We start from the raw sequence: 19,973 nt of genomic DNA, 5'->3' as shown, positions 1-19,973 counted from the left end.
TAGTCGGCTCGGGGCGGGTTTCACGAAGGGATGAGCATGGCGTCGGCACTGTGGCACGGATTCGCGGACATGGGTGCGGTGGAACAGAAGGGGCCCTTCGTGGTGTCCCGCGGCGAGGGCGCCTACATCTGGGACGACCGCGGCAACCGTTACCTCGACGCGACAGCCGGTCTGTGGTTCACCAACGTGGGGCACGGCCGTGCGGAGATCGCGGACGCCGTCGCGCAGCAGTTGCGGACCGTGGCCCATTTCTCGAACTTCGGCGACTTCGTTCCCGAGACCACCGCGACCCTGGCCGATCGTCTCGCGACCATCGCGCCGGTGCCGGGCAGCAAGATCTTCTTCACGTCCGGTGGTTCGGATTCGGTGGACACGGCGGCCAAGCTCGCCCGCCGCTACTGGCACGAGATGGGCAAGCCGTCCAAGACGATCGTGGTCGGCCGCCAAAAGGCCTATCACGGGATGCACGTGGCGGGCACCGCCCTGGCGGGAATTCCCGCCAACCGCGAGGGCTACGGCGAGTTGATGGCCGACGCCGCCACGGTCGCCTGGAACGACGCGAAGAGCCTGCTCGAACTGATCGAGAAGATCGGCGCCGACACGATCGCCGCGTTCTTCTGCGAACCCGTCATCGGTGCGGGCGGCGTCTACCTGCCGCCGGAAGGCTACCTCGCGGAGGTCCGCGACATCTGCCGCGAGCACGACATCCTGTTCGTCGTCGACGAAGTGGTCACGGGATTCGGCCGCATCGGCGGCGAGTGGTTCGCGTCGACGCGATTCGACCTGCAGCCCGACATGATGACGACGGCAAAGGGCCTCACCTCCGGGTACGTCCCGATGGGGGCGGTGTTCATCGCCCCGCGCGTGGCCGAGCCGTTCTACGCCGGCGGGGTCTGGTGGCGGCACGGCTACACCTACGGTGGGCATGCGGGTGCGGCCGCGGCGGCTCTCGCCAACCTCGACATCATCGAGCGCGAGAACCTGCTGGCGGAGTCGAAGCGGCTCGAGTCGTCACTGCACGAGCACCTCGCGCCCCTCGCCGACCACCCGCGGGTCGAGGAAGTGCGCAGCGGTCTCGGTGCGGTCGCGGCGGTGCAGCTGGCCGATCCGGCGGAAGCGCTCCCGTTCGTGAACACGTTGCGCGAACACGGGATCTCGGGGCGCGCCGCCGGTCAGGGTGCCATGCAGATCTCGCCGGCGTTCGTGATGACGGACGAGCAGGTCGCTCAGCTCGCGGACGGAATCCGCCGGGCCCTGGGCTGATCGGTCCCGGTGCTCCGCCGGCGGAGGCGGCGCAGGGCACCGGTGACCCGGCCCCGCCAGGTGGGCGGGGTCAGGTCGATCTCCTTCTGGCCGTCGTGCACCGCGTACGCGCGGGTGTAGCGCTCGTGGAGACGCGCCCGGACCTCGTCGGGCGTGTACGCCTTGCGTTGCCGATCCGCTCGCACCGCGACGACCCCGGTCGCGGCGACACCCACTACACCGGCGAGTCCGAGAAGTTTCCACCATTGCCTGCCACGGGGTCGCATCCTTCTAGGCTAGGGCCCATGGACGCGCCACGGCACACGGACGCACGACGACACGGCTCCACCATCGACCTCGACACCGCGGTCGAGGTCACCCGCACCGGCGACATCTGGATCTTCCGCGGAGAGTCTCCGGCCGACAGGGCCATTCAGACGCTGACGAACAGTCCGGTCAACCACGTCGGCATGTCGGTGGTCCTCGAGGACCTGCCGCCGCTGATGTGGCACGCCGAGCTGGGGCATTCGCTGCAGGACATGTGGACGGGACGCTTCCAGCGCGGTGTGCAACTCCACGACCTGCGCGCCGCCGTCCAGGTGTGGGGTGCGCGGTACGGGCAGCGGGGATGGCTGCGCCAACTCGCCGAACCCGCGACGTCGCAGCAGGAGGACGCGTTGCTGCGGACGATCGCACGGCTCGACGGAACCCCGTTCCCGTCCACCGCGAAACTTGCGTCACGGTGGTTCGGCGGGCGCCTGCCCGGGACGGGGCGCCGGCAGGAGAAGTCGGGCGGCCTCGAAAGTGCCTATTGCGCCGAGGTGGTTGCGCAGACGTACGAGGAGATGGGTCTGATCAGCGGGCGCAGGCGCACCAACTGGTACGACCCCGGCAAATTCTGGAGCGGCGACAAGCTCCCCCTCGCTCCCGGTGTGACGCTGGGCCGCGAGATCGAGGTGACTCTGAGCGAAGCCGACCTCACCGCTGGGCGAGGCCGGCGGCCGTCGTCAGAGGGTGCGTGACTTCTCGGGGTGGACTCGTCCGCCGACCTCGATCCAGCCGGCGGGGTCGTAGGTGGTGCGCAGTTCGGATCCCTTGCCCTGGGTGATCAGGAGGGCGTGCCGGAGGTGCGCGGTGATCCGGACGGCAGCGGCCCCGGTGGCCTCGTCCTCGGTGATGCCCATGTCCGGGGCGAACATTCGCGACCGGATCGAGTGCTCGACCTTGTCCGTCCAGGCCCACAAATAGTGGTGTCCGGCACCGAACTTCTTCGGGTCCGCAGACTGAACCTCGCGCACGCTGTTCATGGGGTACAGCGAGAACTCGGGCGCCCACTCCGGTCGGGCCCGCACCCAGGTGAAGGCGCCGGAACGGCGGGTGGTGACGGGGCCGGCGGGCACGTCGAGTGTGGTGACCGCGGCGCCGCGCTCGTGCAGCCACCAGGACAGCCCGACCGTGGGGTGTCCGGCGAAGGGCAGTTCGGTGGTGGGGGTGAAGATCTGGGCGCGTGCGTGCTCGTCGCCGGGTCCGGGCATGTCGACGAAGATCGTCTCGCTGTATCCGAGTGCGGCGGCGACGGACTGCCGGTCCTCGGGCGGGACGGCCGAGGAGTCGACGATGCCGAGCAGATTGCCGTGGCGTCCTTTGTCGTCGGTGAACACCCGGACGACATCTACGTGGATGGGCATTGACGCACCCTATCGCTCGTCGACCTCGAGGCAGTGCCTCGACGGTGGGAGAGTTCGCCATCTGCCCCGGGTCAAAAGGCAGAGGTGATGGATAACGCTAGGCTGATAGGTATGGCTGATCAGAGTTATCAACCCACACTGTCGCAGCTGCGTGCGTTCGTGGCAGTCGCGGAATACCGCCATTTCGGCACGGCGGCAGCGCGATTGAGTGTGAGTCAACCCACACTGTCGCAGTCGCTCGCCGCCCTGGAGAACGGGCTGGGCGTGCAACTCATCGAGCGCAGCACCCGACGCGTCCTCGTCACCACGGCGGGGGAGCGGCTCCTCGGTCAGGCCAAGGTCATCCTCGAGGCCGCGGACGGTTTCGTCGCGACGGCCGCGGGTGTCGGCGACCGGTTGGCCGGACCGCTGCGTATCGGGCTGATCCCCACCGTGGCCCCGTACGTACTGCCAGCCCTGTTGCCGGCGCTGCGCGAGGAGATGCCCGCCCTCGAGCCGCAGGTCATCGAGGACCAGACGGCGCGACTCCTGGAGGCGTTGCGTGTGGGTGCGCTCGACGTCGCGGTGCTGGCGTTGCCGAGCGGTGTCAGCGGTCTCGTCGATATTCCTTTGTACACAGAAGATTTCGTGATGGTGGTCCCGGAGGGGCACGCACTCGCGGGTCGCACCGACGTCTCGCCGCAGATGCTGGACGCGCTTCCCCTCCTGCTGCTCGACGAGGGGCACTGCCTGCGCGACCAGACCCTCGACCTGTGCCGCTCGGTCGACGCGCACCCGGTGGCGGGCGACACCCGCGCCACGTCGCTGTCGACGGTGGTGCAGTGTGTCGCCGGCGGGCTCGGCGTCACCCTGGTGCCGGAATCCGCCGTCCAGGTGGAGACCGGACGGGGACCGCTCGCGACCGCCCGCTTCGCGGCTCCGGCGCCCGGCCGCACGATCGGCCTCGTGTTCCGCTCGTCCAGTGCCCGTGCGGATGGCTACGGGCAACTCGCCGCCCTCCTCACGAAGACGGCGTCGGTCGGCGCACCCGCCTGACCTCAGGGCCTAGGACCGCCGCCGCGGTTTGCCCTTCTTGCCGCCCTTCGCTCCGGAGCCCGACCGGGACGTCCTGGCTCCCGTGGCCGGCTTCTGGCGTGCAGCCGCCGCGGCGGGACGCTTCTTCTTCGGCTGAGCCGGCGTCGGGGTGCGGCCCCGGGAGCTGTTGACGGTGCGGCCTCGGACGATCCCGATGAACTCCTCCACCAGTTCGGTGGTCTCGTCCTCTGGCCACGACAACGCGATCCGTGACTCCGGTCCGTCCGACACCGTCCGGTAGACGAGGTCCTTGCGGTGGTGGAGCCGCGCGAGCGACTGCGGGACGACGAGCAACCCGATCCCCGCCGCGACCAGTTCGATTGCGTCGGCCGTCGTGGCGGGGCGGTCCTGGGCCGGCAGTCCCGGCAGGCTGTCCCAGACGAGGACGTCGTCGAGCGGGTGCAGCACGATCTCGTCGGCCAGATCCGCGATCGACACCTCGTCCACCGCGGCCACCACGTGGTCCTTCGGCGCCACGACCACGGGGATCTCGGTGTACAGAGGGATTGCGCTGAGACGGGTCCGGTCGATCGGCAGCCGCACCAGGCCCGCGTCCGCGCCGCCGCCGCGCAACTGGTCGGGTGCGTCCGCGGCCGCCACCGGGACGAGGGTGAGCGGGACGTCGGGCAGCCGTTCGTTCCAGATCCGCACCCACTTGGTGGGGGTCACGCCCGGGACATACGCGAGCCGGAACGAAGGGGATGCATCCGCGTCTGTCACTCCGTCAGGCTACCGGCCTTGGTCAACGACGCCGCACACGCTCGTTACTCTTGACACCATGACGTCGCACAAGAGCCCTCAGACTATGAAGCCCGCCACCGCGGCGAAGAAGCTGGGTGTGTACCTCGAGGCCACCCCCGCGGAGTTCCAGGAGGGTCTCGTCTCCCGTGACGAGCTGAGTGCACTGCAGAGCGATCCGCCGGAGTGGCTGCTCGAGCTACGCCGCAACGGCCCGCACCCGCGGCCGGTGGTTGCGGCGAAGCTGGGGGTGTCCATCGCGGGCCTCGCCCGAGGCGGCGTCACCGAGGCGCTCACCACCGAGCAGATCGACGCGCTCATGGCGGATCGTCCCGAATGGCTGCAGCAGGAACGCGCCACCCAGGCCGAGGTCCGCAAGGAGACCGTCCGCATCAAGGAGAAGAACGCGGCGCGGCGTGATCAGCCCCGCCGGCCGCGTTCCTGACCGCTACCCCTCGACGATGCTGAGCTCGTCGAAGATCACTTCGCCGGCCGCGTCGGACTCGGGAAGGTCGACGACCGCCGTCAACGCCCACCCGTGATCGCCCTGTGGGTCCTCGAGGACCTGCCGCACCCGCCACAGCTCGGGCGCGGTCTCCACCTGGAACAGTTGGGGGCCGCGCGCCGAGGGGCCGGTGCCGAGGGAGTCGTATTCGTCGAAGTACGGCTGGAGCTGGTCCTCCCACTCCTCGGCGTCGATGCCGTCGTCGAGTCCTTCCAATTCGGCCCACCGCCGCCGCGACGCGAGTTCGATACGCCGGAACATGGCGTTGCGCACCATCACCCGGAATGCCCGCGTGTTCGCCGAGATCGGGCGCGGCACATCGGCGCCGAACGCGACCTGCTGGTCGTCTCCCTCGGCGCCGGGGTCGGTGAGGGATTCCCATTCGTCGAGCAGGCTCGAATCGACCTGACGGATCAGCTCGCCCAGCCACTCGATGAGGTCGTCCAGCTCCTCCGTCCGGGCCTCGGTCGGAACGGTCTGGCGCAGTGCTCGATACGCGTCCGCGAGATACCGCAGCACGAGCCCCTCCGAACGGGCCAGACCGTAGTGGCTGACCATCTCGGCGAACGTCATCGCCCGCTCGACCATGTCGCGCACGACCGACTTGGGCGACAGCGCGAACTCGGTGATCCACGGATGTCCACCGCGGTACATCTCGAACGCCGGGAACAGCAGGTCCGCGAGTGGCTTTGGCCAGGTGACCTCCTCGAGCAGTTCCATGCGTTCCTCGTACTCGATCCCGTCGGCCTTCATCTGCGCGACCGCCTCACCGCGGGCGAAGTGCTGCTGCGCCATGAGGACCTGCCGCGGGTCGTCGAGGGTCGACTCGATCACCGACACCACATCCAGTGCATAGGAATCGGATTCGACGTCGAGCAGTTCGAGGGCGGCGAGGGCGAACGGGGACAGCGGCTGGTTCAGTGCGAAGTCCCGCTGGAGTTCCATCGTGAGCCGGGCCATGCGGCCGTCGGCGTCGGGTTCGTCGAGTCTCTGCACCACGCCGGCGTCGATCAGCCCGCGGTACAACGACAACGCCTTCAGGATGTGCTTGCGCTGCGCAGGCCGCGACTCGTGGTTGTCCTCGAGAAGGTGCCGCATGGACTCGAAGCAGTTGCCCGGTCGCGCGATCACGTTGAGCAGCATGGAGTTCGACACGGAGAACCGTGAGACGAGCGGTTCGGGTGACGCGGCGACGAGGCGATCGAACGTCGCCTCGCTCCACGACACGAAGCCGTCCGGCGCCTTTTTGCGCTGCACCTTCCGGCGCTTCTTCGGGTCGTCGCCCGCCTTGGCGAGTGCACGCAGATTCTCGACCTCGTGTTCGGGAGCCTGCACGACCACGGTGCCCAGGGTGTCGTAGCCGGCGCGTCCCGCGCGTCCCGCGATCTGGTGGAACTCGCGGGCCCGGAGGTGCCGCGTGCGGGTGCCGTCGAACTTGGTCAGCCCGGTGAGGAGCACGGTGCGGATGGGGACGTTGATCCCCACGCCGAGGGTGTCGGTGCCGCAGATGACCTTCAGCAGACCGTCCTGCGCCAGCTTCTCGATGAGACGGCGGTACTTCGGCAGCATGCCCGCGTGGTGGACGCCGATACCGTGCCGGACGAGACGCGAGAGCGTCTTGCCGAATCCGGTGGTGAACCGGAAGCCGCCCAGCGCTTCGGCGATGGCGTCCTTCTCCTCGCGCGAACAGAAGTTGACGCTGGTCAGGGCCTGCGCGCGTTCGAGGGCTGCGGCCTGGGTGAAGTGAACCACGTAGACGGGGGCCTGGTTGGTGGTCACCAATTCCTCGATCGTCTCGCTCACCGGAGTCGTGGCGTACGAGAACATGAGGGGAACGGGACGTTCGGTGCCCGCCACCACTGTGGTGGGGCGGCCGGTCCGGCGGGTGAGGTCGGACGAGAAGAAGTCGACCTCCCCGAGGGTGGCCGACATGAGCAGAAACTGGGCGTGGGGGAGTTCGACGAGTGGGACCTGCCACGCCCAGCCCCGATCGGGTTCGGAGTAGAAGTGGAACTCGTCCATCACGACCTGGCCGATGTCGGAGTCGGGGCCCTCGCGCAGTGCGAGGTTCGCGACGATCTCGGCGGTCGCGCAGATGATCGGTGCCCGCGAGTTGACGGCGGCGTCGCCGGTCATCATGCCGACGTTCTCGGCGCCGAACACCTCGCACAGGGCGAAGAACTTCTCGCTGACAAGGGCTTTGATCGGGGCGGTGTAAAAGGTGCGCTTGCCGGTGGCCATGGCGTAGAAGTGCGCTCCGACCGCCACCATCGACTTGCCGGATCCGGTGGGCGTCGCCAGGATCACGTTGGCCCCGGACACCAGCTCCATCACGGATTCTTCCTGGGCGGGGTAGAGCGTCAGACCCCGTTCATCGGTCCAGGAGGTGAAGGCGTCGAAAACGGAATCGGAATCCGCGTTCTCGGGGAGCAGGTCGGAGAGAAGCACTGCTACAGGCTAGCCGGAACGCGGTGCGCCGCTGCCGGGCCTATGTCGCGCTGCGTTCGTCCGATCCCATCGCGTCCAGAACCGCCATGCGGGTGGACGCGCTGCCGGTGATGGTGCTCTCACCGACGCCGGTGACGAGCATCTGCCGCCACTTCGCTTCGTCGAACTGCAGGGGATGAGTCACGGACAGGAACTTCTCGATGGTGCGCAGGAACCGCATCGGGTCGTCGCGGAACGGGAAATGGCCTGCGCCGCGGAAGATCTCGAGGTGAGAGCCGGGCATCGCCGCGTGCGCGAGGTGGGCGTGGCTCACCGGAATGACGGCGTCCTGATCGCCCCAGATGAGCTGCACTGGGAGATTCTCGGTCAGATAACATCGGTCGAGCATGGTGACGACCTGGCCGCGCCAGTCGACTACCGCGCGCAGGGTGCGCAGATATGCCTCGTAGGCCGTGGGGTCGTACAGCTCCGCCAGTACGCGCACCAGGTCGGGTGTGTCGTGCAGCATCGCACCGGGACGCAGTCGTGTCCCGTTCAGCTGGCTCAACACGTTGCCCACCAGACGCACGGTGGGCATCGCACCGGGAATGCGCAGCAGTTTCAGCGCCTCGTTGACCACCGGCACCGACGCGAGCCGCAGCAGCGGGTGAACGTCCTTGGTGACGCCGCCGGCCGAGACCAGGACGAGCCGGTCGACCATCTGCGGGAACTGGTAGGAGAACTGCATGGCGACCCCGCCGCCGAGGGAGTGACCGACGACGGTCACCTTGTCGATGCCCAGGGTGGACAGCAGGTCGCGCATGCCGTTGGCGTACGCCGCGACCGAGTAGTCGGCCCGCGGCTTGTCGGAGCGTCCGTGACCCAGCAGATCGGGGGCGATGACGGTGTAGTTCTTGGCGAGGTGCGGAATGATCTCGGTCCAGGTGGACGAGTTGTCACCGATGCCGTGGATCAGCAGCAGCGCGGGACCCTCGCCTGCCATGCGGAACGCACGGCGGTAACCGTGGATCGTGCGGAACATCATGCGGGTTTCGGCGTTCGGAACGGGCCTGAGCTTACGAATGCGAGTGTCGCTCATGTCGCCTCCTGAACTAGGTGCACTCCCGAATGTTGACAGCTCAATCATCCGCTTGATCTCGACGCTATTGCACCGCTCTCGGCCGAACAACTGGACCGTGCGGTCGCACAGTGTCCGAGTGGCGACCGCACAACAGCTCCTCGGTCACGCCCCGCCCGGTGATCCCCCCTCTTCCTCGGAGTCGCCGCCCTCGCCGTCCTGCAGGGCCTGTTCGGCGAGGAAACGCTCGAATTCTGCACCGAGTTCGTCACCACTCGGCAGGTCTTCTTCGCTGGCCAGGAGCGTGGACTGCTGTTCTTGAGCCGTTACGTACGCATCGTACTGGCGTTCCAGGGCGTGGACGACGGTTTGTACCTCCTCGTTACCCGCGATGTGCTCGTCGACCTGTTCGCGGACGCGTGCGGCGGCCTCGCCGAGCGCGGCCAGCGGCAGGTCGAGGTCGGTGACGTCACTCACATTCTCGAGGAGGGTCTCGGCGGCGCCCGGGTAGTCCGTCTGAGCCAGGTAGTGGGGGACGTGAACCGAGAATCCGACGGACTCGTGCCCGTGCTGCGCCATCCGCAACTCGATCAGTGAGGACGCGCTGCCGGGAACCTGCAGTTCGCCGGACCAGCGCTGGTGGTCCTTGATCAGGTCCTTGTTGGTGGAATGCGCGGTCACCCCGAGCGGGCGGGTGTGCGGGATGGCCATCGGAATGGCGTTGATGCCCACGGTCCGGCGCACACCGAGCTGCTCGGCCAGCAGACGCACCGCCGTCGTGAACCGCTCCCAGCGGAGATCAGGTTCCATGCCGGCCAGCAGCAGGAACGGGGTGCCCGCCGTGTCCTTCAGCGCATACAGGTTCAGCTCGGGCTGGTCGTAGTCCGAGAAGTGGTCGGCCTTGAACGTCATGGTGGGCCGACGTGAGCGGTAATCGACGAGTTCGTCGACCGCGAAGGAGGCGACCAGCTCGCTCTCGAGGCTCTCGCGGAGGTGCGTCGTGGCGAGTTTGACGGCGTGGCCTGCGTCGGAGAAGCCCTCGAGTCCGTGGATCAGTACAGGTCCCTGGCCGTCCGCGGAGGACAGCTGCGGTGCCGGGAACTCCAGCTCGTACATCTTCGACTGTTCGTCCATTACAGACCTCTTCTCCTTCGTGCCTGGCCTCCAGTGTCCCCTATCGTCTCCGGCATCGATACGTCGGACTTTGCTCTCGGAGGTCCTGCTCTGGGGGAACACGGCGCGGGCGACCGATAATTCCCGTCCGGAGCCTTCCGGCGTTCGCCCACAGCGAGATCCCGCGCACGGTCTGTGGCAATGTGAGGAACGGCACGGTCCGAGACGGACGAGATCCTGGAGGTGCACGATGTCGGCACGGGTACGAAGAATTGCGGACCGGGTTCGGCGATCGGCGGTCGAGTCGTGAGCGTGCGCATCGACCGAGTGGTCACCTCCGGCACCTTCAGTCTCGACGGGGGCACCTGGGACGTCGACAACAACGTGTGGATCGTCGGCGACGACTCCGAGGTGGTGGTGATCGACGCCGCGCACACCGCCGCCCCGATCGTCGAGGCTGTCGGCGGCAGGCACGTGCGGGCCATCGTCTGCACACACGGCCACAACGACCACGTCACCGTGGCGCCGGAACTGTCCACGGCACTGGACGCCCCTCTCTACCTCCATGCGGCCGACGACGTGTTGTGGCGACAGACTCACCCCGCCGTCGTCTACACGCCGATCGAGGACGGGCAGGAGATCGCCGTGGCCGGGACCGACCTCCGCGTGCTCCACACGCCCGGGCACTCGCCCGGGTCCTGCTGCCTGTATCTGCCGGAGGCGGGGGAGTTGTTCAGTGGGGACACCCTGTTCTCGGGCGGTCCGGGAGCAACCGGGCGCTCCTACTCGGACTTCCCGACGATCATCGGGTCCATCCGCGACCGTTTGTTCGCGTTGCCGCCGTCGACGGCGGTCCGCACCGGGCACGGCGACGGAACAACCATCGGGACCGAATCCCCGCATCTGGAGGAGTGGATCGCCCGCGGCAGCTGAGCCGCAGCCTCCCCGCTGTCGGCGCGCCGGCGTGGCAGAGTGGCGGAAAAGGCTCCCCGGGCGGGGGCACCACACATCCGACACGGGAGGTCGACGGTGAGGTCTCGGCGCACAGCGGTACGGACGGCCATGGTTGTCCCGGTGGTCTCGCTGGCCGCGGTGACGATTCTCTCCGGATGTTCCTCGACGGTCTCCGGTGACGCGCAGCCGAGCACGACGATCGCGGCGGGGTCGCCGTCGGGCAAGGGACTGTCGAAGCTTCTGGTGGATCCGGCCGAATTCCCGGCCCGGTACGAGGCGATCGTGCTGCCCGCCCAGGCCGTGTCGATGGCGGCACCCGACCTGACGGGCGTACCGCAGGGCGCGGTGGTCGACCCCGCGGACTGTGCGCCGCCCGCGCAGGACTACGGACCGACCGGCACCGTCATGGCGGTGGGCACGGACAACGCGAGCCGTTCGACGATCTCGGTCGAGCTCACCAGAACCGATACGCCCCTCGACGAACTGGCGGCGCAGACGAAGAAGTGCGGCGAGGTCACCGTGACGGACAGTGGGGCCGAGTCCACCGTCACCACCGAGGTCACACCTGCCCCTCCGGTCCGGGCCGACGACACCCTCGCGCTCCGGCGGACCGTCAAGTCCGGCAACGGGAGCGACAAGGTCACTCAGTCGATGGTCACGTTGATCGCGCAGGTGGGCGACGTGCGGGTGTCTGCGACCTTCATGTCGTTCGGCGACGCGAAGGCCGATACCGTCGCGCTCGACGAGTTGTTCACCGCCGCGGTGCAGAAGGTGCAGAACAGCTGAGCGGGCCGTAGCACAGGGGTCCGACGACTTCTCGGTCGCTCGGCGCGTCCGTGCGGCGCGGCGACCCGGTTGTCCACAACCGACGGCCCATCCACAGCCCTCTGTGTTTCCCCAGTTCGCCCGCCCGCGCCGTCGCGTCGACCCGTCAGAGTCTGATGCATGACGACACCCGCATTCCCGCACGGTTCCGGATTCTCCGACGATCCCGGCGGGGGACCGCCCCCGCACCAGCACACCGTCACGTTGTCCGCCCCGGGCGACCTTCTCGCCTCGGTTCCCGCACTACTCGGATTCCGGCCCGCCCGCTCGATCGTGGCGGTGTGCCTGTCCGGGGAGCGCAACCCGTCGGTCGGAGCCGTCATGAGACACGACCTGGTCCTCGGCGGCGGCGACGTGCCGACCCCGCCGATGTACGCGGCGTTGGGTCAGTTCGCCGACGTCTGTGAGAGGGAGCAGGCCACCGGGGTGCTCCTGGTGCTCGTCGACGACCGCTTCACCGACCCGCCCGCGAATCTCCCTCGACGAGCTGTCCGCGATCGTCGAAGAATTCGAAGAGCTCCTCGACTTCACACCGACCGAGCTTCTCGACGTGTTCGTCACGGCGGAGATCGCGGCCGGCCGCGAATGGTTCAGCCTTCTCGGCGGCGGTGGTTACGGAGCCCAGTCCGATCCGACGTCGTCCCGGGTCGCGCTCGCGCGGGTCGTCGAGGGCAGGGCCATCCGCTCTTCGCGCGAGGAGCTGGAAGCCACCATCGAGGTGGGCCCGGTGCTCGAACGGATGCAGATCGCCGCCCTCATCGAACGCGGCCGTCAATCATCGCTTCTGCGAAGGGAATTGGCGGGACGGTCGGCCACGCCGGAGCGTGGTCACCGTCTCGAACTCGAGCTTGTGCTGACACATGTCGCGCGGGTGTCGTCCGGGGAGCGGCTCCTCGCGCCGGAGTACGCGGAACTCGCGCTCGCACTGGAGAACGTCACCGTCCGGGACAGCGCGCTCGCTCTGGCCGTCGGCCCGTACGCCGACGACGCGGAGCAACTGTGGATTCTCCTCGCCCGCAACCTCCCGGATCCGGAACGCGCGAACCCGGCGGCGTTGCTCGGATACAGCGCCTACCTTCGCGGCGACGGCCCGTTCGCCGGCATCGCGTTGGCCGCCGCCCTGGACTCGGAGCCGGGTCACGTACTGGCCACCCTGCTCGACGGTGCACTGCACTCCGGACTCCGGCCCACCGAGGTGCGGGGCCTGGCCGACATCGGTTACGAGCGAGCCGAAGCGATCGGTGTCGTGCTGCCCCGCTGAATCGCGGACCGAGCCGGCGTCACCGACGTGCCGCGTGCGACCGGTCGCCCAGCTCCTGCAGGTAGGCCCAGGCGTCGGCGACGATCTCGTCGAGGTCGGTGTGCTCCGGCTGCCACCCGAGCTCCGCGATCGCCCGATCACTCGACGCCACCAGCACGGCGGGATCACCGGCCCGGCGCGGTGCGTCCTCGACCGCGATGGGGAGCCCGGTGACCCGCGCGCACGCCGAGATGACTTCGCGCACACTGAAACCCGCACCGCTGCCGAGATTGTAGATGCGGTGCCTGCCCTCGATCGACGACTCCAGTGCCAGCACGTGCGCGTCGGCGAGGTCGAGCACGTGGATGTAGTCGCGGATCGCCGTTCCGTCCGGAGTCGGCCAGTCGGTTCCGAAGATCGAGATCTTCTCCCGCTGACCGAGCGCCACCTGGAGCACGAGAGGAATCAAATGCGTTTCGACGACCCGGTTCTCGCCGGCCGACTTGTACGCTCCCGCGACGTTGAAGTACCGCAGGCTGGTCGCCGCGAGCGAATGAGCCACCGAGTACGACGTGATGGCATGGTCGATCGCGAGTTTCGTCGCTCCGTACGGATTGGTGGGACGGGTCGGATCGGCCTCCGTGATCGGCGAGTGCTCCGGCTCGCCGTACGTCGCGGCGGTCGACGAGAACACGAGTTTCCGTGTCCCCGAATGCCGCATGGCCTCGAGAAGTTCGAGCGTGGTGACGACGTTGCCGCGCCAGTACTTCTCCGGGTACTGGACGGACTCGCCGACGAGCGACTGCGCCGCGAAGTGCAGGACGCCGTCGAAGCGGGGTACGCCGCTCGTGCCGAGCACGTCCGACACCACCTCCGCGACGTCGCCCTCGACGAACTCGGCACCGAGCGGCACCGCGTCGGCGTTACCCGTGGACAGGTCGTCGATGATGACGACCTCGTGTCCGCGTTCGAGCAGGACCGTGCTGCAGACGCTGCCGACATAGCCGGCGCCGCCGGTGACCAGAAGTTTCATCGACTATCCCTGTACCTGCTTCACCTGGACGGCGTGTGCCATCTCCTCGGACAGATCGAACCCGCTGTGGCCGGGCACCGTGATGGTGACCGAACCGGGCTTGGTCTCGACGGTGACGCGCGCGTCCGGAACGACACCCGCCTCGCGCAGCTGCCCGATGACGTCCGGATCCGACTGCACGTGCTCCGCGAGACGCCGGACGACGACAGCGGTCGGTTTGCCGGGCGGCACGTCCGTGAGCCGGATGAGCGTCTCGGGGGCGTCGACCGGGCGGTCCAGCCCGAGCAGCGCGAGCCCCGGAATCGGGTTGCCGTACGGCGATGTAGTGGGGTTGTTGAGCACCTCCACGAGACGCCGCTCGACTTCTTCGCTCATGACGTGCTCCCACCGGCACGCCTCCGCATGGACCTCTTCCCACTTGAGGCCGATGACGTCGACCAGCAGTCGTTCGGCGAGGCGGTGCTTGCGCATCACCGACACGGCGAGTTCGCGGCCCTTCTCCGTCAGTTCCAGGTGGCGGTCACCGGCGACCAGGAGGAGACCGTCACGCTCCATCCGGGCAACGGTCTGGCTGACCGTGGGACCGCTCTGCTCGAGTCGTTCGGCAATACGTGCTCGAAGTGGGACGACGCCCTCTTCTTCCAAGTCATAGATCGTCCGGAGGTACATCTCCGTGGTGTCGACCAGATCCTTCACACTCACACCCCTTCGTCTCGGTTGATTCTACCGGTGATTGGCCGCCACCGGCGCCGTCCGTCCCCGCAGCGCGTCGGTGCCGGTCGTGCCGGGTCTGCTCGCACCCTCCGCGGGGGACCAGTAGCGTGAGTTCATGACCGCGTCGTTCAGTTCCGGGGAGGATTCGGCTGCACTGGTATCGCACCGTGCAGTCGTGTGGAGTCCGGACTATCTCAGTTATCGGTGGAGTGCGGACCACCCGATGAATCCCACCCGGCTCGAGCTGACCATGTCGCTCGCCCGCAGCCTCGGGATTCTGGAGGGGGTCGAACTGTTGCGGCCCGACGCCGCCTCGGACGCAGACCTGTTGCGGATCCACACTCCCGCGTACGTCGAAGCAGTCAAACAGGCCGGGCACTCGGCTACGTCGGGTGTGCTCGGGGCGGACGCCCCGCACGGGCTCGGCACCGAGGACAATCCGGTCTTCCCCCAGATGCACGAGGCGAGCGCGATCCTCGCGGGCGGTTCCCTCGCCGCGGCGCAGGAGATCGCAGCGGGACGCACACGCCGCGCCGTGAGCATCGGCGGTGGCATGCACCATGCGATGCCCGACTGGGCCTCCGGCTTCTGTGTGTACAACGATGTCGCCATTGCGATCTCCTGGCTGCTGGACCACGGTTTCGACCGGATCGCCTACATCGACGTCGACGCGCACCACGGGGACGGGGTGCAGCACGCGTTCGCGCACGACCCCCGCGTCCTGACGATCTCGCTCCACCAGCATCCGGCGACGCTCTGGCCCAACACGGGGTGGTCCAGCGAGGTCGGTGAGGGGTCGGGGGAGGGCACCGCCGTCAACCTCCCCGTGCTGCCCGGCACCGTCGATGCGTTGTGGCTGCGCGGTTTCCACGCCGTCGTCCCGGGCGCACTCGCGTCGTTCCGGCCCCAGATCGTGATCAGCCAGTGCGGTGTCGACAGCCACCGCGAGGATCCGCTGGCCGACCTCGCTCTGACGGTCGACGGCCAGCGGGCCGCGTTCCTCGCCATGCGTGATCTCGCCGACCGCTACGCCGAAGGACGCTGGCTCGCCGTCGGCGGCGGCGGATACGGCCTCGTCCGTGTCGTCCCGCGTGCGTGGACCCACCTCATCGCCGCAGCGCTCGACCGCGAGATCGAGACGGGCCGTGCCGTACCCGAGGCCTGGCAGGAACGGGCGCACGCGCTCGCACCCAGCGTGGACCTGCCGGACACGATGGGCGACGGCGGCGAGGTCGACTACCGGCCCTGGGACGGTCCCGGTGGCACACCGGAAACCGGGATCCCGTCGGTCGACCGCGCCCTGACTCGGATCGACTCGGCCGTCATCGCCACTCGCCGCGCCTGCTTCCCACTACTCGGACTCGACCCGGAGGATCCCCGTGACTGAGCCGACGGACGGCAGTGAGACCACCGACGGCATCCAGGCGTCGGACGGCACCGAGACGTCGGGTAGCGCCGGGGCGGCGGTCACGACCGAGGCGAGAGGGAAACCCGACGCCGCGCACAACTACCCGCGGCACTGGGTCGCCGACGTGCTGGCGGCGGACGGCGGAGCGGTGGCGCTGCGGCCGATCGTGCCCGAGGACGCGGACAAACTCGTCGCGTTCCATTCGAAGCTCTCCGAACGCACCCGCTATCTGCGGTATTTCGGCCCTTACCCGACCATGTCGCAACGGGACATCGTTCACTTCACCACGGTCGATCACCACGACCGGGTGGCGTTCGTGGTGCTGCTCGGGGACGAGATCATCGCCGTCGGCCGGTACGAGCGACTCATCGGCGAGGGGGACGGCAAGTCCGCGGAGGTGGCGTTCGTCGTCGCCGACGCACATCAGGGCCGCGGTCTCGGGCCCATCCTGCTCGAGCACCTCGCCGCGGCGGCCGCGGAGAACGGCCTGACGATGTTCGTCGCCGAGGTCCTCGCGGAGAACCGGAACATGGTGACGGTCTTCCGCGAGGCGGGATATCAGGTCAGCCGCAGCTTCGAGGGTGGGGTGCTCAAGCTCGAGTTCGCGATCGACCCCACCGAAGCGATGGTGTCCGTGCGCAATTCCCGCGAGCGGGCCGCCGAGGCGCGCAGCATGCGTAACGTGCTCAGTCCGCGGTCGGTCGCGGTGATCGGTGCGTCCACCGACCGGGCGAAGGTCGGCAACGCCGTGCTGACCAACCTGCTGCGGGCGGGATTCACCGGCCCGGTGTACCCGGTCAACGCCGAGCACCGTTCGGTCCACGGTGTACGGGCGTACCCGTCGGTCCGCGACATCCCCGACGAGGTGGATCTCGCCGTCGTCGCGGTACCCGCCGAATCGATCAACGCCGTCCTCGACGACTGCCTGGACAAGGGCGTCAAGGCCCTCGTCGTCGTTTCTTCGGGGTTCAGTGAAACAGGGATGGACGGACGGCAGTCCGAACGTCGCCTCGTCCACGCCGCCCGCGCGCACGGGATGCGGCTGATCGGTCCCAACGCGCTCGGCGTGGCCAACAACGACAGCGAGGTCTCGTTGAACGCCACCCTCGCGCCGGTGCTGCCGAGCCCCGGCAACGTCGGATTCTTCTGCCAGTCCGGCGCACTCGGCATCGCCATCCTCGACGAGGCCGCACGGAGTCGAATCGGATTGTCCGCCTTCGTCTCCGCGGGTAACCGCGCCGACGTCTCCGGCAACGACCTACTGCAGTACTGGGATTCGGATCCGGCCACCGAGGTGGTGCTGCTGTACCTGGAGAGCTTCGGCAATCCCCGCAAGTTCTCGCGCATCGCGCGCCGGGTGGCGCGGAACAAGCCGATCGTCGCGGTCAAGAGCGGCAGGCACGCCGTCCCGCCCGCATTGGCGGCCAGCGGTGGCGAGATGGACGATTCGATCGTCCGCGCCCTCTTCGAGCAGGCCGGTGTGGTGCAGGTCGGGTCGATCTCCCAGCTGTTCGACTGTGCGCTGCTGTTCGGATATCAGCCGCTGCCCGCGGGACCCCGGCTCGCTGTGGTCGGAAACTCCACCGCGCTCGGTGTGCTCGCCGCGGATGCGGCACGCAGTGAGGGTCTGCAGGTCGGCGACCCCGTCGATCTCGGTCCGCAGGCCGGTCCCGAGGAGTTTGCGGCGGCCGTGCGGACGGCGCTCACGTCCTTCGACGTCGACTCGGTGATCGCCGTGTTCGTTCCGCCGGTCGCCGTTCCCGTCGAACCCTATGCCCAGGCGCTGCGGGAGGCGGTGCGGGACGCCGACAAACCCGTGCTCACGACGTTCCTCGCGGCGGAGGGTGTGCCCGACGTCCTGGCGGTCCGGGGTGAGGACGGGCACCCGACGCGCGGTTCGGTTCCCTCCTATCCCGGTCCGGAACGCGCGGCGCTGGCACTGGCCCGTGCCTGGCGATACTCGGCGTGGAAGAGTAAACCGTCCTCGAAAGTGGTGCGCCCCAACGGGATCGATCCGGAGCGGGCGAAAGCGATGGTCGACGGCTGGCTCGGGACGTCGTCCGGGCGCTGGCTGTCGGACTTCGAGGCATCGCAACTCCTCGCGTGCTACGGCGTGAACGTCGTGGAATTCCGTTCCGCCACCACCGAAGACGAGGCCGTGCAGGCCGCCGAGGAATTGGGGTACCCGGTCGCGGTGAAGGCGACGGGGGAGCAGTGGCGGCACCGGCCGGACCTCGGTGGCGTCCGCCTCGATCTGGTCGGGCCCGATTCGGTCCGCTGGGCCTACCGCGACCTCGCCGCCGCGTCCGGTGAACCGCTACTCCACGTCCAGCGGATGGCCACCAAGGGAATCGGTTGTGTGGTGGGCGTCCAGGACGACCCGTCGTTCGGTTCGCTCATCTCGTTCGGACTCGCCGGCGTGATCTCCGACCTCCTCGGCGACCGCGCCTACCGGGTGCTGCCCCTCACCGAGGACGCCGCAACGGAACTGATCGACGCACCGAAAGCCGCGCCGCTGCTGTCCGGCTACCGCAGCGCGGTCCCGGTGAACAAATCGGCTCTCGTCGACCTCGTGCAGCGGATCTCCGCTCTCGCGGACGACCTCCCGGAGGTGCGGGAACTGGCCTGCGAACCCGTGCTCGCATCGGCCGAGGGCGCGCAGATCACCGATTCCCGGGTGCGGATCGGCCCGGAGCCCAGCGTCGCCGACCTCGGGCCCCGCCGCCTGCGCTGACCGGTCACCCGGCCCCGCAGACAGCGCAACGCCGGTGCCGGTCGCGTACGACCGGCACCGGCGCTGATTCCGGTGGGAGGCTCTCGTCAGCTGGCGTAGGAGCGCAGCCGCTCGGCGCGGTCGCCCTGACGCAGCTTGCCCATCACTTCGCGCTCGATCTGACGGACACGCTCGCGGGAGAGCCCGAAGAGCTTGCCGATCTGGTCGAGAGTGCGCGGCTGACCGTCGTCGAGACCGTAGCGCAGCCGGATGACCTGCTGCTCACGTTCGTCGAGGGTGGCCAGCACGGTGCGCACGTCGCTGTGCAGGAGACCGGCGATCACGGCGTTCTCCGCCGACGTGGCCTCGGAATCCTCGATGAAGTCGCCCAGGGGAGCTTCCTCGTCGTTGCCGACCGGCATGTCGAGGCTCACCGGGTCGCGGCTGTGGTCGAGGAGATCTGCGATCTTGTGCGCCGGGATACCCGACTCCTCGGCCAGCTCGTCGTCCGTGGCCTCACGCCCGAGCTGCTGATGCAGCTCGCGCTTGATACGGGCCAGCTTGTTGACCTGCTCCACGAGGTGCACTGGGAGCCGGATCGTCCGGCTCTGGTCGGCCATGCCGCGGGTGATCGCCTGACGAATCCACCAGGTGGCGTACGTCGAGAACTTGAACCCCTTCGCGTAGTCGAACTTCTCCATCGCGCGGATCAGACCCAGGTTGCCCTCCTGGATGAGGTCCAGCAGGGGCATGCCGCGTCCGGTGTACCGCTTCGCGAGCGAGACGACGAGCCGCAGGTTGGCCTCGAGGAGATGTGCGCGGGCTGACTGTCCTTCACGGACGACCGTCGCGAGGTCGCGCTTCTTGGCGGGGGAGAGTCGCTTCCCGGTCTCCAGGATGTGCGCGGCGTACAGCCCAGCCTCGATTCGCTTGGACAGTTCTACCTCGTCTGCGGCCGTCAGCAGAGCCGTGCGGCCGATTCCGTTCAGGTAGACCCGGACCAGGTCGGCAGCGGGGCTCTGGGCGTCCAGATCGGCAGCGCTGGGGCGAATGCGAGTAGTGGTGCTGGGGCTTGTCATGACTTGCCTCCTCATCGGTGGTGTCTCATATGGATCAACGCACCGAAGGCCTGGGAAAGTTCCCGGCCGGTAATTTGTGAAGGCGCTGTGACCTGCGGGTTCCTCGATTCGGTCCTGAGAAGTTGCTGAGAACACGTATAAG

At 68.5% G+C, this 19,973-nt stretch carries 18 protein-coding genes and 1 pseudogene; 10 read left to right on the top strand and 9 right to left on the bottom strand.

Translation table 11 applies throughout. The annotated features are described in order from the left end of the window. Window positions 1-30 precede the first annotated feature (30 nt). Window positions 31-1,263, top strand: a complete 1,233-nt coding sequence (locus tag AZG88_RS45125) for an aminotransferase family protein (RefSeq protein ID WP_061701317.1) — start codon at window positions 31-33, stop codon at window positions 1,261-1,263. On the opposite strand, the gene AZG88_RS45120 is transcribed toward AZG88_RS45125, so the two are convergent. After that, window positions 1,227-1,529: a hypothetical protein gene (locus tag AZG88_RS45120; protein WP_025432397.1), complete on the bottom strand. Its 303-nt coding sequence runs from the start codon at window positions 1,527-1,529 to the stop codon at window positions 1,227-1,229. The genes AZG88_RS45125 and AZG88_RS45120 overlap by 37 nt on opposite strands. 18 nt (window positions 1,530-1,547) lie before the next feature. On the opposite strand from AZG88_RS45120, the gene AZG88_RS45115 reads away from it, so the two are divergent. Further along, a complete protein-coding gene (locus AZG88_RS45115; protein ID WP_061042998.1) occupies window positions 1,548-2,264 on the top strand; it encodes a hypothetical protein in 717 nt (238 codons plus the stop codon). Here AZG88_RS45115 and AZG88_RS45110 read toward each other — a convergent pair. After that, entirely contained in the window at window positions 2,250-2,930 is a 681-nt protein-coding gene (locus tag AZG88_RS45110; RefSeq protein ID WP_005240783.1) for a PhzF family phenazine biosynthesis protein, read from the bottom strand. The genes AZG88_RS45115 and AZG88_RS45110 overlap by 15 nt on opposite strands. Window positions 2,931-3,041: 111 nt before the next feature. Between AZG88_RS45110 and AZG88_RS45105 the strand changes: the two genes are divergently transcribed. Continuing rightward, window positions 3,042-3,965 (top strand): hydrogen peroxide-inducible genes activator, encoded by a 924-nt coding sequence (locus AZG88_RS45105; RefSeq protein ID WP_025432399.1) that lies wholly within the window; start codon window positions 3,042-3,044, stop codon window positions 3,963-3,965. A gap of 9 nt (window positions 3,966-3,974) precedes the next feature. On the opposite strand, the gene AZG88_RS45100 is transcribed toward AZG88_RS45105, so the two are convergent. Next, window positions 3,975-4,724, bottom strand: coding sequence for a LysR family substrate-binding domain-containing protein (locus AZG88_RS45100; RefSeq protein WP_061701316.1), 750 nt, complete (start codon window positions 4,722-4,724; stop codon window positions 3,975-3,977). Between the two features lie 58 nt (window positions 4,725-4,782). On the opposite strand from AZG88_RS45100, the gene AZG88_RS45095 reads away from it, so the two are divergent. After that, window positions 4,783-5,187, top strand: a complete 405-nt coding sequence (locus AZG88_RS45095) for a DUF5997 family protein (protein ID WP_005240786.1) — start codon at window positions 4,783-4,785, stop codon at window positions 5,185-5,187. 3 nt (window positions 5,188-5,190) lie between these two features. On the opposite strand, the gene AZG88_RS45090 is transcribed toward AZG88_RS45095, so the two are convergent. From AZG88_RS45090 to AZG88_RS45080, 3 genes are all read right to left on the bottom strand, one after another. Continuing rightward, window positions 5,191-7,695, bottom strand: a complete 2,505-nt coding sequence (locus AZG88_RS45090; RefSeq protein ID WP_005240787.1) for a DEAD/DEAH box helicase — start codon at window positions 7,693-7,695, stop codon at window positions 5,191-5,193. A 40-nt stretch (window positions 7,696-7,735) separates the two neighbouring features. Next, a complete protein-coding gene (locus AZG88_RS45085) occupies window positions 7,736-8,773 on the bottom strand; it encodes an alpha/beta fold hydrolase (RefSeq protein ID WP_005240793.1) in 1,038 nt (345 codons plus the stop codon). A 144-nt stretch (window positions 8,774-8,917) separates the two neighbouring features. Beyond that, entirely contained in the window at window positions 8,918-9,886 is a 969-nt protein-coding gene (locus AZG88_RS45080; protein WP_005240795.1) for a proteasome assembly chaperone family protein, read from the bottom strand. A 285-nt stretch (window positions 9,887-10,171) separates the two neighbouring features. Between AZG88_RS45080 and AZG88_RS45075 the strand changes: the two genes are divergently transcribed. The 4 genes and pseudogenes from AZG88_RS45075 to AZG88_RS45065 all read left to right on the top strand — a co-directional run bounded on the left by AZG88_RS45075 (window position 10,172) and on the right by AZG88_RS45065 (window position 12,905). Beyond that, entirely contained in the window at window positions 10,172-10,798 is a 627-nt protein-coding gene (locus tag AZG88_RS45075; RefSeq protein WP_005240796.1) for an MBL fold metallo-hydrolase, read from the top strand. Window positions 10,799-10,939: 141 nt separating this feature from the next. Next, window positions 10,940-11,605 carry a DUF5642 family protein gene (locus AZG88_RS45070; protein WP_025432400.1) on the top strand — a complete coding sequence of 222 codons (666 nt, stop codon included), beginning with the start codon at window positions 10,940-10,942 and terminating at the stop codon, window positions 11,603-11,605. A 159-nt stretch (window positions 11,606-11,764) separates the two neighbouring features. Further along, a pseudogene (locus AZG88_RS54830) lies at window positions 11,765-12,082 on the top strand (DUF4192 family protein); the annotation flags it as partial. Continuing rightward, window positions 12,048-12,905 carry a DUF4192 domain-containing protein gene (locus AZG88_RS45065; RefSeq protein ID WP_231914422.1) on the top strand — a complete coding sequence of 286 codons (858 nt, stop codon included), beginning with the start codon at window positions 12,048-12,050 and terminating at the stop codon, window positions 12,903-12,905. The pseudogene AZG88_RS54830 and the gene AZG88_RS45065, both read left to right, overlap by 35 nt. A 19-nt stretch (window positions 12,906-12,924) precedes the next feature. Here the strand turns inward: AZG88_RS45065 and galE are convergent, their stop codons facing one another. Then, on the bottom strand, window positions 12,925-13,917 hold the full coding sequence (galE, locus tag AZG88_RS45060; RefSeq protein ID WP_061701315.1) for a UDP-glucose 4-epimerase GalE: 993 nt from the start codon (window positions 13,915-13,917) through the stop codon (window positions 12,925-12,927). Window positions 13,918-13,920: 3 nt separating this feature from the next. Beyond that, entirely contained in the window at window positions 13,921-14,613 is a 693-nt protein-coding gene (locus AZG88_RS45055; protein ID WP_005240804.1) for a metal-dependent transcriptional regulator, read from the bottom strand. Window positions 14,614-14,746: 133 nt separating this feature from the next. Between AZG88_RS45055 and AZG88_RS45050 the strand changes: the two genes are divergently transcribed. Both AZG88_RS45050 and AZG88_RS45045 read left to right on the top strand, forming a co-directional pair. Further along, window positions 14,747-16,018, top strand: coding sequence for an acetoin utilization protein AcuC (locus AZG88_RS45050; protein ID WP_061701314.1), 1,272 nt, complete (start codon window positions 14,747-14,749; stop codon window positions 16,016-16,018). Continuing rightward, a complete protein-coding gene (locus AZG88_RS45045; protein ID WP_005240808.1) occupies window positions 16,011-18,773 on the top strand; it encodes a bifunctional acetate--CoA ligase family protein/GNAT family N-acetyltransferase in 2,763 nt (920 codons plus the stop codon). Before AZG88_RS45050 ends, AZG88_RS45045 begins: the two co-directional genes overlap by 8 nt. An 86-nt stretch (window positions 18,774-18,859) precedes the next feature. Here AZG88_RS45045 and AZG88_RS45040 read toward each other — a convergent pair whose 3' ends face one another. Next, window positions 18,860-19,831 carry a sigma-70 family RNA polymerase sigma factor gene (locus AZG88_RS45040; RefSeq protein ID WP_005240812.1) on the bottom strand — a complete coding sequence of 324 codons (972 nt, stop codon included), beginning with the start codon at window positions 19,829-19,831 and terminating at the stop codon, window positions 18,860-18,862. Window positions 19,832-19,973: the final 142 nt, after the last annotated feature.

It is taken from the genome of Rhodococcus sp. LB1 (assembly GCF_001583455.1).
Classification (GTDB): domain Bacteria; phylum Actinomycetota; class Actinomycetes; order Mycobacteriales; family Mycobacteriaceae; genus Rhodococcus_F; species Rhodococcus_F opacus.
Note: the sequence above shows the minus strand (reverse complement) of the source record. Positions and strands in the feature narration are given on the sequence as shown.